The 14,568-nt window shown below is 73.2% G+C and carries 11 protein-coding genes; 7 read left to right on the top strand and 4 right to left on the bottom strand.

Annotated features, from left to right (window positions below):
- Positions 1-445: 445 nt before the first annotated feature.
- Together ACWEV0_RS25900 and ptsP are read left to right on the top strand one after the other, a co-directional pair.
- Positions 446-895, top strand: coding sequence for a PTS sugar transporter subunit IIA (locus ACWEV0_RS25900; RefSeq protein ID WP_453151864.1), 450 nt, complete (start codon positions 446-448; stop codon positions 893-895).
- An 83-nt stretch (positions 896-978) separates the two neighbouring features.
- The gene (gene ptsP, locus ACWEV0_RS25895; RefSeq protein ID WP_453151863.1) at positions 979-2,649 is read left to right on the top strand and encodes a phosphoenolpyruvate--protein phosphotransferase; all 1,671 of its coding nucleotides are present in this window, start codon (positions 979-981) and stop codon (positions 2,647-2,649) included.
- Between the two features lie 72 nt (positions 2,650-2,721).
- Here the strand turns inward: ptsP and ACWEV0_RS25890 are convergent, their stop codons facing one another.
- Both ACWEV0_RS25890 and ACWEV0_RS25885 read right to left on the bottom strand, forming a co-directional pair.
- Positions 2,722-3,648, bottom strand: coding sequence for a hypothetical protein (locus tag ACWEV0_RS25890; RefSeq protein ID WP_453151862.1), 927 nt, complete (start codon positions 3,646-3,648; stop codon positions 2,722-2,724).
- Between the two features lie 28 nt (positions 3,649-3,676).
- Entirely contained in the window at positions 3,677-5,005 is a 1,329-nt protein-coding gene (locus ACWEV0_RS25885) for an MFS transporter (protein ID WP_453151861.1), read from the bottom strand.
- Between the two features lie 48 nt (positions 5,006-5,053).
- Between ACWEV0_RS25885 and ACWEV0_RS25880 the strand changes: the two genes are divergently transcribed.
- Positions 5,054-6,370, top strand: coding sequence for an aminotransferase class I/II-fold pyridoxal phosphate-dependent enzyme (locus ACWEV0_RS25880; RefSeq protein ID WP_453151860.1), 1,317 nt, complete (start codon positions 5,054-5,056; stop codon positions 6,368-6,370).
- 78 nt (positions 6,371-6,448) lie between these two features.
- Here ACWEV0_RS25880 and ACWEV0_RS25875 read toward each other — a convergent pair whose 3' ends face one another.
- Positions 6,449-8,425 (bottom strand): acetoacetate--CoA ligase, encoded by a 1,977-nt coding sequence (locus ACWEV0_RS25875; protein WP_453151859.1) that lies wholly within the window; start codon positions 8,423-8,425, stop codon positions 6,449-6,451.
- Between the two features lie 213 nt (positions 8,426-8,638).
- Here ACWEV0_RS25875 and ACWEV0_RS25870 point away from each other — a divergent pair, with 213 nt between their 5' ends.
- Complete coding sequence (locus ACWEV0_RS25870; protein WP_453151858.1) at positions 8,639-11,035, top strand: glycoside hydrolase family 31 protein; 2,397 nt, start codon at positions 8,639-8,641, stop codon at positions 11,033-11,035.
- Between the two features lie 234 nt (positions 11,036-11,269).
- Here ACWEV0_RS25870 and ACWEV0_RS25865 read toward each other — a convergent pair whose 3' ends face one another.
- Positions 11,270-11,788: an NUDIX domain-containing protein gene (locus ACWEV0_RS25865; protein ID WP_453151857.1), complete on the bottom strand. Its 519-nt coding sequence runs from the start codon at positions 11,786-11,788 to the stop codon at positions 11,270-11,272.
- A gap of 68 nt (positions 11,789-11,856) precedes the next feature.
- Here ACWEV0_RS25865 and ACWEV0_RS25860 point away from each other — a divergent pair, with 68 nt between their 5' ends.
- From ACWEV0_RS25860 to ACWEV0_RS25850, 3 genes are all read left to right on the top strand, one after another.
- Positions 11,857-12,714 (top strand): M15 family metallopeptidase, encoded by an 858-nt coding sequence (locus ACWEV0_RS25860; RefSeq protein WP_453151867.1) that lies wholly within the window; start codon positions 11,857-11,859, stop codon positions 12,712-12,714.
- A 111-nt stretch (positions 12,715-12,825) separates the two neighbouring features.
- The gene (locus ACWEV0_RS25855; RefSeq protein WP_453151856.1) at positions 12,826-13,299 is read left to right on the top strand and encodes a Zn-ribbon domain-containing OB-fold protein; all 474 of its coding nucleotides are present in this window, start codon (positions 12,826-12,828) and stop codon (positions 13,297-13,299) included.
- Entirely contained in the window at positions 13,296-14,483 is a 1,188-nt protein-coding gene (locus tag ACWEV0_RS25850; RefSeq protein ID WP_453151854.1) for a lipid-transfer protein, read from the top strand. Before ACWEV0_RS25855 ends, ACWEV0_RS25850 begins: the two co-directional genes overlap by 4 nt.
- Positions 14,484-14,568: the final 85 nt, after the last annotated feature.

Raw genomic sequence — 14,568 nt, 5'->3', positions numbered from 1 at the left:
ACTCACCCTCGCGGGCTTTCCTCCGGGCGCTTCCTTCGTTTCCGACTCTATCAGATCTTTCCGATCCGATTTCCTCGGTGCTTTCCGGTCCCTTTTCCTGGCGTTTGCCTTCGGGTCCTTCCGGCGGGGTCAAACACTACCAGGCTTTCTCGGTCCCCCTGACCACATCCTCCGCGAGCATGCAGAGGTGTAGACCACTGAGGTTAGGATCTGGCTTGATAGGTGCTGCGGACCCACGACTCAGCGTCGCGTTGGGGTCACGCAGGAGTACGACAGTACATCCCACCGTCACTTGACGCAAATCGTTTCCGGTAGTCCCTAGGTCCGCCAACCGGTACATCTCGTGCGGAACCGGGACTTCCTATGACATAGGCTTCTCAACCAGTACGCCGTCCAGGACAGGTAGTGACGGCGTAACACCATCTCCGCCCCTGGGAGGCATCCCATGACATCCGTGACGTCGCCACTCGCTGGACGCGCCATCGGTCTCGCCGCTGTACCCGACCCCGTCTTCTCCGGTGCGATGGTCGGTCCCGGCACCGCCATCGACCCCGTCCGTGGGCCCGGCGAGGCGGTGTCGCCCGTCGACGGGATCATCGTCTCTCTGCACCCGCACGCGTTCGTCGTCGTGGACGACCAGGGCCACGGCGTACTGACGCACCTCGGCATCGACACCGTTCAGCTCAACGGTGAGGGCTTCGAGCTCCTCGTGAACAAGGGCGACACCGTGCAGCGCGGACAGGCGGTCGTGCGGTGGAACCCCGGCGAGGTCGAAGCAGCCGGCAAGTCCCCCATCTGTCCCGTCGTGGCGCTCGAGGCCACAACCGACTCCCTCTCCGATCTCGTCGAGGCCGGGGACGTGAAGGCCGGCGACGCGCTCTTCTCCTGGAAGTGACCGCCGGCTCGTCCTTCCGACGAGCGCGCATACGACATTGAACGACGCGGCGGCCCGGCCGCCGCTCTATCGGAGACGGTGAGATGGAGACAACGCTGCGAGGCGTCGGTGTCAGCCATGGGGTGGCCATCGGCGAGGTCCGGCACATGGGCACGGCGGTCCTGGAGCCGCCGGCCAAGCAGATTCCGGCCGAAGAGGCGGAGCGCGAACAGGGGCGCGCCCGTCAGGCCGTGGAGGCTGTGGCCGCTGACCTGATCGCTCGGGGCAACCTGGCCGGCGGCGAGGCCCAGGCGGTGCTCGAGGCCCAGGCGATGATCGCCCAGGACCCGGAGCTGATCGCCGACGTCGACCGTCGGATCGCGGTCGGCAGCACCGCCGAGCGCGGTATCTACGACGCGTTCTCGCACTACCGGGAGCTGCTCGCGGGTGCCGGTGAGTACATGGCCGGCCGGGTGGCCGACCTGGACGACGTGCGGAACCGGATCGTGGCGCGCCTGCTCGGCGTGCCGATGCCTGGTGTGCCGGACAGTGACGAGCCGTACGTGCTGATCGCCCGGGACCTGGCGCCGGCCGACACCGCGCTGCTCGACCCGGCGCTGGTGCTCGGTTTCGTGACCGAGGAGGGCGGGCCGACCAGCCACAGCGCGATCCTCGCGCGGGCGCTCGGTGTGCCGGCCGTGGTCGCGCTGCCGGGTGCGGGCGAGCTGGCCGAGGGGACGGTCATCGCGGTGGACGGTTCCACCGGCGAGATCTTCGTGGAGCCGAGCGAGGAGAAGAAGGACGCGCTGACCCGCGCCGCCGAGGAGCGCAAGGCCGCGCTGGCCGCCTCCAGCGGTCCGGGTGCGACGTCGGACGGGCACAAGGTGCCGCTGCTCGCGAACGTGGGCGGTCCTGCGGACGTGCCGGCGGCGGTCGAGGCCGGTGCCGAGGGCGTGGGCCTGTTCCGTACCGAGTTCCTCTTCCTGGACGACAGCGCCAAGGCTCCGTCCCAGGAGAAGCAGATCGAGGCATACCGCAAGGTGCTCGAGGCGTTCCCCGAGGGCCGGGTGGTCGTGCGCGTGCTCGACGCGGGCGCGGACAAGCCGCTGGACTTCCTGACGCCGTCGGACGAGCCGAACCCTGCGCTCGGCGTCCGGGGTCTGCGGACGCTGCTCGATCACCCCGAGGTGCTTCGGACCCAGCTGACGGCGCTGGCGAAGGCCGCCGAGGGTCTGCCGGTGTACCTGGAGGTCATGGCGCCGATGGTGGCCGACCGTACGGATGCGAAGGCGTTCGCCGACGCGTGCCGTGAGGCGGGGCTGCGGGCCAAGTTCGGCGCGATGGTGGAGATCCCGTCCGCCGCGCTGCGGGCACGCTCGATCCTGCAGGAGGTCGAGTTCCTGTCCCTGGGCACGAACGACCTGGCGCAGTACACCTTCGCCGCCGACCGTCAGGTGGGTGCGGTGTCGCGGCTCCAGGATCCGTGGCAGCCGGCGCTGCTCGACCTGGTGGCGCTGTCCGCGGAGGCGGCCAAGGCCGAGGGCAAGAGCTGTGGTGTGTGCGGTGAGGCCGCGTCGGATCCGCTGCTCGCGTGTGTGCTGACGGGTCTGGGTGTCACCTCCCTGTCGATGGGTGCGGCGTCGATTCCGTATGTGCGGGCGACGCTGGCGAAGTACACCCTGGCGCAGTGCGAGCGTGCGGCGGCCGCGGCGCGTGCGGCGGACACGGCGCACGACGCGCGGATGGCCGCGCAGGCGGTGCTGTCCGGGGAGTGATCCGGCGGGCCGTGACCGGTCCGGTTGTCGATGGGGCTTCCCGCCACGAGGTGGCGGGGAGCCCCTTCGGCGTCAGTGGGGGTGGTGGCCGGTGTCGTCGGGGGTGAGGGGGAAGCCGGCGCAGTAGTCGACGTGGGGTTCAGGGCTGATGGGTTCGCCGGTGCGGGCGTCGGTGCAGTAGGCGTCGAAGACCTCGGCCTCGGTGAGGGCGACGAGCCGGCCGAGGTGGAGACGCCAGCCGTGGAGGCGGTCGGGGGCGCCGGGGGTGCTGGTGCGCAGGACGACTCCGCCGGGGGTGGAGCGGGCGATGCCGGCGGCGAGGACGGTGACGAACTCGGCGCCTTCGGCGGTGTCGAGGAGGGCCGGGCCCGTGCCGTCGCGGGTGGTGTGGAGGAGGGCGATGAGCTGGTCGGCCTCGGCGGGGACGCTGCAGACGAGGTGGTGGGTGCCGGGTCCGGCGGCGTCGAGGAGGCTCAGCAGGAGCTGGGAGGCGCGGTCGAAGGAGGCGCGGCCGATGTCCTGTCCGCAGTCGGCGCAGGTGCCGGCGTCGGTGAGGAGCATGGTGGCGTACTCCCAGGTGGCGCGGCGGACGGCGGTGTCGACGAGGAGCGGGACGAGGGCTTCGAGGGACTGTCCGGTGTAGGTGACGCGGGGGCCGCCGGCGGCGCGTTCGGCGGTGTAGCGGCTGCGGCTGGCGGGGTGGTCGGGGTCGAGGCCGGTGTCGGCGCAGTAGTCGGCGTACTCCTCGGGGTCGAAGAGGGCGACGGTGGTGTGGCCGCCCTGGGCCGCGAGTGTTTTGAGGAGTTCGTCGACGTGGGCGAGGTAGCGGGTGTGGTCGTCGAAGACGAAGGTCTCGTACTGCCGCATGGCGGTGAAGTCCTCCTCATCGGCGAGGAGGGCGACGGTGCCCGCGATCTCGCGGCGCAGCGCGCGGCGGAGCGCGGTCGTGGTGGTGCGGGCCTTGCCGGGTGTGCCGGGTGTGCGGTGGTGCTGGTTCATCTCTCCCCCTGGAAGTGAGCACGGTCGATCAGTGCTCACTCACCGTAACCGTCGGCACTGACAGTGACGGCTGCTCGGTCGTCGGGGCGGCGGGTTCGGCGGGAGCCGCGGGCTCGTTCCGTTCGACGCGGCCGCGGATCAGCCGGTGCTGGGCGGCTCCCGTGGCGACGAGGGCGAGGCCGAGGACGGGCCAGGCGAGGGCGCCGGCGGTCATGACGCCGGTGATGAGGAGGGGTCCGGCGAAGCGCTGGCTGGACTGGGCGAGGCCGTGCACGCCGAGGTAGGAGCCCTGGGCCTCGGCGGGGGCGAGGGCGACGGAGAGTTCCCAGGAGGCGGTGGCGTGGATGATCTCGGCGAAGGTCAGGGCGATGACGGCGACGGCGAGGGCCGTGATGGCGAGGCTGCGCCCGCCGGCCGCGGAGGCGGCGAGGGCGAGGGTGCCGACGACCCAGAGGCCGACGAGCGGGACGATCAGGCGCCGGGCGGCGCGGGTGGTGGCGCCGAAGCGGGCGAGCGGGACCTGGAACAGGACGACGAGGACGGTGTTGAGGACCAGGAGCAGCGGCGCGAGGCCGACGGGGGCGGCGGTGGCGTGGACGATCCAGAGCGGGATGGCGACCTGGAGGATCGTGTCGTCGAGGAAGAGGGCCGCGTCGGTGGCGGTGTAGGCGAGGAAGGTGCGGTCGCGCCAGGGGTTGGCGGGGCGGGCGGCCTTGGGGTGGCCGTCGGTCGCGGCGGCGACGACGCGGGCGGGCGCCGGGGGTTCGGCGCAGCGCAGGGTGAGGACGGCGATGACGAGGTAGGTGACGACGTTGCCGACGAGGAGGAGTCCGTAGGCGCGGGTGCTGCCGGTGGCGAGCGCGGCGGCGGCGCCGAGGCCGCCGAGGGACCAGCCGATGTTGACGGTGGTGCGCTGGATGGCCTGGTAGCGGACGCGGTCGGGGCCGGCGAGCCGGGCGGCGTACAGCTTGATGAGGACGCTGCCGGCGCGGTCGGGCAGGGCGCCGAGGGCCGAGTAGAGGGTGAGGAGGAGGAAGTTGTCCGTGGTGAGGAGGGCGAGGAGGGCGGCGCCGCGCATGAGCTGGGCGGCGGCGATGACCCGGACGAGGGGGAAGCGGTCGGCGAGGCGGCCGGCGAGCGGGGCACCGGCGATGCCGACACCGCCGGCGACGGTCATGAGGAGGCCGACCTGGCCGAGGCCGAGCCCGGACACGTAGGTGAAGTAGAGCGCGGTGCAGCCGGCCCAGAGGCCGGTGCCGGTCTTGTCGATGATGCTGACGACGAGCATCCGGCGGCCGTCGCGGCCTCCGGGTATGCGGTCGAGAGCGGTGCGGTGCCACGCGGTACGACGGCTCACTCGGTTCCCCCTTGACAACGAGTTTTGTATTGATACATAGTTCGGTACGTGGCAACACAATATGCGATCACAGGGGCGACGGCCAAGGGGATTGCCGCGTCCGTCGAGCGCGGGGTGGCCGAGGGCGAGCTCGCGCCGGGCGACGCGCTGCCTCCCGTACGACGGCTCGCCGACGAGCTCGGCGTGAGTCCGGGCACGGTGGCGACGGCGTACAAGGAGCTGCGGCAGCGCGGTCTCGTCGTCACGCGCGGCCGGGGCGGCACGGTGGTCGCGGAGGCGCCGGCAGTGGCCTCGCGGCGCCCGCCGCGGGTGCCGCCGGGCCTGGTCGACCTGGCCGGCGGCCATCCGGACCCGGCCTTCCTGCCGGTGCTGCACCCTCCGGCCGAGGTGCGCCCGTCCTTCGGCTCGCACCGCGCCGCGCCGCGGCTCGGCAGGCTGGAGGAGCTGGCGCGGGCCTGGTTCGCCCGGGACGGCGTGCCGGCGGAGCGGGTGACGTTCGCGTACGGGTCGCTCGACTGCATCGCCCGACTGCTCTCGGTCGAGCTGCGGCCCGGCGACGCCGTGGCGGTCGAGGACCCCGGCTTCCATCATCTCCTCGACCTGGTACCGGCCCTGGGTCTGCGCATGGTGCCGGTCGCCGTGGACCGCGAGGGCATCACTCCCGAGGCCCTCCGCACCGCGCTGAAGGCCGGGGTACGGGCCCTGGTGTGCACCCCGCGCGCCCAGAACCCGACCGGGGCGTCCTTCTCGTCCGCCCGGCGCGACGAACTGGCGGCATTGCTCCGGGAGTTCCCCGAGGTCCTGATCGTCGAGGACGACTACACCGTGGAGATCGAGGCTCCGCCCGCGCCCACTCTCGGCGCGGCGGGTCTGGAGCGCTGGGCGCAGGTGCGGACCGTGTCCAAGCGGCTGGGGGTCGACCTGCGGTGGGCCGCGGTCGCCGGTGATCCGGTGACGATCGCCCGGCACGACGGGCGGATGCTGATGACCTCCGGCTGGGTCAGCCACGTCCTTCAGGAGACGGTCGTCGGGCTGCTGGCCGATCCGGCGGTGTCCCGTCTCGTGGCGGCCGGCGAGGCCGCCTACACGGAGCGGCGGGAGACGCTGATCGGCGCGCTCGGCTCGTACGGCATCCGCGCGACGGGCGGCGGGATCAATGTGTGGGTGCCGGTGCGCGACGAGTCGGCCGTGGTGAACGGGCTGCGGACCCAGGGTTGGTGGGTGGCGGCCGGTGCCCGGTTCCGGATCGCCGCGCCCACCGGCGTACGGATCACGACGGCGACCCTACTGCCCGCGCAGGCCCAGCGGCTCGCGGCGGACTTCGCGGCGGTGCTCGGTGACGCGCAGGCGACCTACGGAGGCTGACCAGGTGCACGGTGAAGGGCCCCGCGCGGGTGCGCGGGGCCCTTCACCGGATGGCTGGCGAGGCCCTTCCACGGCTGCCTACTGGGCGGCCTTGCGGGTGCGGGCCAGCTCCTCGTAGAAGGCGAGCAGGTCGATGTTGTCGACCGAGCCCGGGTTGACCGCCTTGGCCATCGGGGTGCCCTGGAGGAGGCGCTTGACCGGTACCTCGATGCGCTTCCCGGTGAGGGTGTGCGGGACCGCGGGGACCTCGATGATGTCGTCGGGGACGTGGCGCGGGGAGAGTTCGGTGCGGATCGTGCGCTTGATGCGGCCGATCAGCTCCTCGTCGAGGGTGGCGCCGTCGGCGAGGTGGACGAACAGCGGCATCCAGTAGCCGCCGTCCGGTTCCTCCAGGCCGATGACGAGGGACTCCCGGATCTCCGGAAGGCGCTCGACGGCCTCATAGATATCGGCGCTACCCATACGCACGCCCTGTCGGTTCAGGGTGGAGTCGGAGCGGCCGTGGATGATCACCGAGCCGTGGTCGGTGAGGGTGATCCAGTCGCCGTGGCGCCACACGCCCGGGAACATCTCGAAGTAGCTGTCGCGGTAGCGGCTGCCGTCGGGGTCGTTCCAGAAGTGGATCGGCATCGACGGCATGGGGTTGGTGACGACGAGCTCGCCGACCTCGCCGACGAGCGGCTTGCCCGAGGGGTCCCAGGACTGCAGGTCGGTGCCGAGGCAGGCGGCCTGGAGCTCACCGATGTGCACCGGGAGCGTGGGAACGGCTCCTGCGAAGCAGGAGCAGACGTCGGTGCCGCCGCTGACGGAGGCGATCCACAGGTCCTCGCGGACCTCGTCGTGCAGCCAGCGGAAGCCGTCGGGCGGCAGCGGGGAGCCGGTGGTGGCCACGCACTTCACCCGGGACAGGTCGAAGTCCCGGCCAGGGTGCACCTCGGCCTTGGCGCAGGCCATGACGTACGCGGCGGAGGTGCCGTACAGGGTGGCCCCGGTGCGCTCGGCGACGCGCCACTGGGCGCCGGTGTCCGGGTAGCCGGGGCTGCCGTCGTACAGGACGACGGTGGTGCCGGTGAGCAGGCCGGAGACGAGGAAGTTCCACATCATCCAGCCGGTGGAGGTGTACCAGAAGAACACGTCGTCCGGGCCGAGGTCGCAGTGCAGGCCCAGCTGCTTGACGTGCTCGACGAGGATGCCGCCCTGGGACTGCACGATCGCCTTGGGCAGGCCGGTGGTGCCGGACGAGTACAGCACCCACAGCGGGTGCGAGAACGGGACCTGTTCGAAGACCGGCTCGGTGTCGGCGGCGGTCAGCGCGGACCACTCCAGGGCGCCCTCGGGGGCCGGGGTGCCGAGCAGCGGGATGTGCACGACCGCGCGCAGCGAGGGCAGCTCGGCGCGCAGCTCGGCGACGGTGTCGCGGCGGTCGTGCTCCTTGCCGCCGTAGCGGTAGCCGTCGACGGTGAACAGGACGACGGGCTCGACCTGCTGGAAGCGGTCGAGGACGCTGCGGGCGCCGAAGTCGGGGGCGCAGGAGGTCCACACGGCGCCGACGGCGGCGGTGGCGAGGAGGGCGACGACCGCCTCGGGGATGTTGGGCAGATAGCCGCTGACGCGGTCGCCGGGCCGGACGCCGAGGCCGCGCAGTTCGGCGGCGAGGGAGCCGACCTGGCGGCGCAGCTCGGCCCAGGTGACCGGCTTCGGCTCATGTGTCTCGTCCACATGGAGCAGGGCCGTGTCATGGGGGCGCTGTTCGGCGGCGCGCAGTGCGTGCTCGGCGTAGTTGAGGGTGGCGCCGGGGAACCAGTCGGCGCCGGGCATGGCGCGGTCCCCGAGGACGCGCTCGTACGGGGTGGCGAAGCGGAGGTCGAACCATTCGGCGACGGCGGCCCAGAAGGCTTCGAGTTCCTCGACGGACCAGCGGTGCAGGGCCGCGTAGCCGCCGTCGGCGGGCGCTCCGTGGCGCTCGGCCGCCCAGGCCTGGAAGCGGGTGACGGCGGCCGCGGCGACACGGTCCTCGTCGGGCTGCCAAAGCGGCTCGGTCTGCGCTGATGTCATTGGGTCGGCTCCCTGGCTGTACGCGGGGTCTGCGTGTGTCGCGCACGTGCGGGGTGTGCGCGTGACGCGGCTGACAGGGACGATGCCATGTGATCCTCTTTCGCACCAGGGTTCCCCGCCCATGGTCCGGTAGCTGAATATGTGCTCCCACCACGGGTGAACGGCAGTTGAACGAACCTCGCGCGCCCCTTCGCGGATGGCAGGGTGAGCCGCATGGACGGTCGTGAGCTGGTGCGTTCGGTGCGGGAGCTGGGTTCGGTGCAGGGGTTGCGGGCGGTGCGGTCGGCGTGGCGGCAGCGCCGTGCGGACGCGCGGGCGCTGCCGCCGCGCGGTGCGGAGCGGGCCCGGGTGCCCGGTGCGGTGGCGGACGTAGAGCCGCTGCCGGGCGGCGGAATCGTCCGCTTCGCCCGCTCCGAGCTGCGGGTTTCGGTGTCGGCCGGCGGCACCGTGTTCTGGGGTTGGGACGGGGCGGGGCAGCTGCCGTCGTACGCGCTGGCGGGCGAGCCGCCCGAGCCCGACCCGCGGGCCGTCCTGGAGCCGGACACCGACGGCGGCTGGCGAGTGGTGTCGGAGCGGGTGACGGTCGCGGTGTCCCGGCACGGGGCGGTGGAGGTGCGCACGCCGGGCGGGGTGGTGCTGCGCCGGGACCTGCCGCCGCGCTGGTGGGAGCCGGTGCGGGAGAGTCCCATAGGGCGGGGCCGGGCGGAGCGTCCGACAGGGCAGGGCGGGGCGGCGCGGTGGGTGCAGCGCAGCGAGGTGCCGGCGGACGCGCGGTTCTTCGGGCTCGGCGGGCGGGCCGCGGGGCCGCGGCTGCGGGACGGCTCGTACCGGCTGTGGAACACCGACCCCAAGGGGAGCTTCTCCCCCGGCGACGACCCGCTGTACATCACCATGCCGGTGCAGCTGGTGGTCGCCGACGCAGGCACGCATCTGGCCTTCTACGACAACACCTGGGACGGACGGGTGGTCCTCGCCGAGGGCGAGGAGGGCGCCGGGTCCGGGCATGACCGGCCGGGCACCAGCGAGGTGCGGATGGACGGCGGCCCGCTGCGCTGCTGGGTGGTCGTCGGCACGCCCGCGCGGGTGCTGCACGGCTGGGCGGCGCTGACCGGCGCGCCCGCGCTGCCGCCGGCCTGGGCGCTCGGGCCGCAGCACGCACGCTGGGGCTTCGGCAGCGAGCGGGAGGTGCGGCGGGTGGTCGACGGCTACCTGGACCGGGGCCTGCCGCTGTCCGTGCTGCACCTGGACATCGACCACTACGACGGGCACCGGGTGTTCACGGTCGACCGGGAGCGGTTCCCCGATCTGCCCGGGCTCGCGGCGAAGCTGCGCGAGCGCGGGGTGCGGCTCGTGTCGATCGTCGACCCGGCGGTGAAGGCGGAGCCGGGTAATCCGGTCTATGACGGCGGGCGGGCAGCCGGGGCGTTCGTCCGGGACGACCGGGGCGACGAGGTGCGCGGCGTGGTGTGGCCGGGCGAGTGCGCCTATCCGGACTTCACCGATCCGCGGGCGCGCGAGTGGTGGGGCACGCTGTACGAGGAGCGGCTGCGGCAGGGCTTCTCCGGGGTGTGGCACGACATGAACGAGCCGGTCTCCTTCGCCCCCTTCGGCGACCAGACGCTGCCCCGCTCCGCCCGGCACAGCCTGGAGGGCCGTGGCGGCGACCACCGCGAGGCACACAACGTGTACGGGCTGACCATGGCCCGCGCCGGTTACGAGGGGCTGCGCCGACTGCGGCCGGAGGAGCGCCCGTTCCTCTTCTCGCGCTCCGGTTGGGCCGGAATGCAGCGGTACGGGGGGACCTGGTCGGGCGACGTCTCGACGGGCTGGCCGGGGCTCCGGGCCTCGCTGGCGCTCGTCCTGGGGCTCGGGCTGTGCGGGGTGCCGTACTCGGGGCCGGACGTGGGCGGCTTCGACGGCAGCCCGACGCCGGAGCTGTTCCTGCGCTGGTACCAGCTGGGGGCCTGGCTGCCGCTGTTCCGCACCCACGCGGCGATCGACGCGGGGCGCCGCGAGCCGTGGGAGTTCGGGCCCGAGATCCTGGAGCACGCGCGCGCCGCGCTGGCCGAACGGGAGCGGCTGCGGCCGTATTTCGTCTCCCTCGCCCGGCTCGCGCGGATGACGGGGGCACCGTACGTACGGCCGGTGTGGTGGGGCACACCGGAGGACCGCGCGCTTCGGGACTGCGAGGACGCCTTCCTGCTCGGCGACTCGCTGCTCGTCGCCCCGGTGCTCTCGCGGGGCACGGACCGGCGGGCGGTGCGGCTGCCGCGCGGGCGCTGGTACGACACGGCGACCGGCCGGTCGTACGAGGGCCCGGGCCAGGTCCTCCTCGACGCGCCCCTGTCCCGGGTGCCGGTCCTCGCCCGGGCGGGCGCGGTGATCCCGGTGCGGGGCGAGGACGACGAAGAGCTGGTCCTGGAGGTGTGGGCGCCGGCGGCCGGGCGCACGGGCGGCGGACTGGTGGTGCGGGACACCGGGGACGGCTGGGAGCCGGCGGAGATCGAGCGGTACCAGTCACGCCTCGTGGACGGGCGGGTCGTGGTGGAGCGGGTGACGGACGCGGGGGTGGAGGAGGCGGGGCTGCCGGTGCGGGTGCGGGGGCTCTAGGGGTGAGGGGATCCGGGGCGCTGGATCCAATGTCCGGGATCCAGCAGCCCGGACATTGGATCCAAGAGGTCGGATCCAAGAGGTGGGATCCAGGAGATCGGACCCAGGAGATCGGATCCAACAGCCCGGAGGTTGGATCCAGGAGATCGGATCCAACAGCCCGGAGGTTGGATCCAGGAGATCGGATCCAACAGCCCGGAGGTTGGATCCAGGAGGTTGGATCCAACCTCTCTCTCAGCCGTACGCCCCCGCGAAGAAGCGCCGCACCGCCTCCGTGTGCAAGGGGAACGCCAACTCCTCCGGTCCGTACAGCAGGTGGTGGCCGCTCGTCTCGTCCGTCGCGATCGAGGGCGGGAGGGCGGCCGCGGGGCGGGGCGGGAGGAGGCCGAAGAGGAGGAGGTGGCCGGGCGGGGAGCTGAGGGCGTCGGCGAGGCGGACGTCGTCGGCGGCGGCCTCGATGCCGGTCTCCTCGCGCAGTTCGCGGACCACGGCCTCGTGCCAGTGCTCGCCGTAGTCGACGAAGCCGCCGGGCAGGGCGACGCGGCCGACGTGGGGCCGGATGGTGCGGGTGATGACGACGAGGGCGGTGCCGCGGGGGGTGGTGACGGGGAGCAGGGCGACGGCGACCGGGAGGGGGTTGCGGTAGGCGGTGGTGCCGCACGAGGGGCAGGTGCGCGGCCAGTCGGCGTCCGCCGGGTAGCGGGCGCCGCACGCGGAGCAGTGGGCGTGCGGGGACAGCGGGGATTCGGTCACGGGGCCGACGGTATGCGATCACCCTTTCCCGGCGCTGCCGGAACTGGTAGACGGGGCGCATGACTCGACTGACTGGACTCGCCTCCGCTTTCCGCGCGCTCGGCGCGCTCGCCGTCGCCGGTCTGCTCGCCGCCACCGCCGCCGTACCCTCCGCCAGTGCCGCGCCGGGTGCCATGCGGAGTGCGACACCGGGTGCGGCACCGGGTGCGGCGCCGGAGCCCAAGGCCCCGCCGGAGTTCGTGGCGCTCGACCGGGTGGACCGGACGATCCTTCAGGAGATGCGCTATCCGACGGCCCACAACTTCGTCGGCGATCCGGTCGACGGGTACCGGCAGCCGGTGTGCATCCTGACCCGGCCGGCCGCCGAGGCCCTGCACCGGGCGCAGGTGGGGCTGCTGGCCCGGGGCTACACGCTGAAGGTGTACGACTGCTACCGGCCGCAGCGGGCGGTGGACCACTTCGTGCGGTGGGCGAAGGACCTGGCGGACGAGCGGATGAAGAAGGAGTTCTATCCGCTGGTGGACAAGTCGCGGCTGTTCGCGGACGGTTACATCGCGGAGAAGTCCGGGCACAGCCGAGGTTCGACGGTGGACCTGACGATCGTGCGGCTGCCCGCCGCGCCGACTCGCCGCTACGTGCCGGGCGAGCCCCAGGTGGAGTGCTTCAGGCCGCAGGCGGAGCGGTTCCCGGACAACTCCGTGGACATGGGCACCGCTTTCGACTGCTTCGACACGCTCTCCCACACCGACGATCCCAGGATCCAGGGCGCGCAGCGCGCCAACCGGGACCTGCTGCGCGGCGCCCTCGCCGAGCAGGGCTTCGTCAATCTGCCCGAGGAGTGGTGGCACTTCACGTTCAAGCCGGAGCCGTTCCCGTCGACGTTCTTCGACTTCCCGGTGGCGCGGCGGTCGGTCGCCGGGCACTGACGGGAGGCAGGAAGGCACTGACGAGGGGCACGGGCGTCTTCCCACTCCCGCACGGCCGTGCCAGACTTCTGACGCTTCGTCAGATGGTGGACCCGGCGGAAGGGACTACGGATGGCACGCGCGCGCAGGCCGGTGGTGACCGGCTGGTTCACCGGCGACGACGTCCCAGGCAGCGGGTTCCGGCTGCTCGGCACCCGCTGCACCGCCTGCGCGTCGGTCTTCTTCCCGCGCGTGGACGACTGGTGCCGCAATCCGCGCTGCCCCGGCGGGGGCGAGCTGGCCGAGACGCCGCTCTCCCGGCGCGGCACGATCTGGTCGTACACCGACGGCCGCTACCGCCCGCCCGCGCCGTACGTCTCCGATCCGGACGCGCCCTGGGAGCCGTACACGCTGCTCGCGGTGGAGCTTGCGGCCGAGGCCATGGTGGTGCTGGGGCAGGCGGCGCCGGGGGTGCGGACGGCGGATCTGGCCGTGGGCGCGGAGGTCGAACTTGTGCCGGGGGTCCTGGACGAGGACGACGAGCACACCTGGACCACCTGGCACTGGCGCCCGGTGGGCCCGTCGGCGGAAGGGGACCGGGCGTGAACGACATCGCCGTGCTCGGCGCCGGGATGCATCCGTGGGGCAAGTGGGGCCGCAGCTTCGTCTCGTACGGCACGGCGGCGGCCCGGGCCGCGCTCGCCGACGCCGGCCTCGAATGGTCCGACGTCACCTCGGTCGTCGGCGCCGACACCGTGCGCGGCGGCTACCCCGGTTACGTGGCGGGGGCCACCTTCGCGCAGGCGCTGGGCTGGCAGGGCGCGCGGGTGACCAGCGTGTACGCGGCCTGCGCGTCGGGGGCGCAGGCCGTGGGCACGGCCCGGGCGCAGATCCTCGCCGGGCTCGCGGACGTGGTCCTCGTGGTGGGCGCGGACGCGGCGCCGAAGGGTTTCTTCGCGCCGGCGGGCGGCGACCGGCCGGACGACCCGGACTGGCTGCGGTTCCGGATCCTGGGCGCGACCAACCCCACGTACTTCGCCCTCTACGCCCGGCGCCGGATGGCGCTGTACGGGGACACGCCGGAGGACTTCGCCCTGGTGAAGGTGAAGAACGCGGCGGCGGGGGCGCTCAATCCACTCGCCCGGTACCGCAAGGCGGTGAGCGCGGCGGAGGTGGCGGCGTCGGCGGTGGTCGCCGATCCGCTGCGGCTGCTCGACGTCTGCGCCACCTCGGACGGGGGCGCGGCGCTGGTCCTGTCGAGCATGGAGTTCGCGCGGCGGCACGGTCGGCCGGACCCGGTGCGGATCCGGGCGGTGTCCACGGTGACCCCGACCTATCCGAAGGCGGTCCTCGACCTGCCCGACATCGCCACCGACTCGGCCGTCGCCGTCTCCCCCGCGCCGCACACCTTCCGGGCGTCGATCGCCCGTGCGGCGTACGAGGAGGCCGGGCTCGGCCCGGAGGACCTGTCGCTCGCGGAGGTGTACGACCTGTCCACGGCGCTGGAGCTGGAGTGGTACGAGGACATCGGGCTGTGTGCGGCCGGCGAGGGCGCCAAGCTGGTACGGGAGGGGGTCACCGCCCTCGGCGGGCGCGTCCCGGTCAATCCGAGCGGCGGCCTCGCATCCTTCGGCGAGGCGGTGCCGGCGCAGGCCATCGCGCAGGTCTGCGAGCTGACCTGGCAGCTGCGGGGCACGGCCGGCGACCGGCAGGTGCCGGGGGCGCGGGCCGGGATCACCGCGAACCAGGGCCTGTTCGGCCATGGTTCGGCGGTGGTGGCGGTCCGGTAGGACGTAGGGGACGGGCTGGCGGGCCGCGGCGGCCCGGTAGGACGTACGAGACGGGCTAGCGCGTCGCTGAGGTCCGGGTAGGACG

This window comes from Streptomyces sp. NPDC003943 (genome assembly GCF_053605265.1).
Note: the sequence above shows the minus strand (reverse complement) of the source record. Positions and strands in the feature narration are given on the sequence as shown.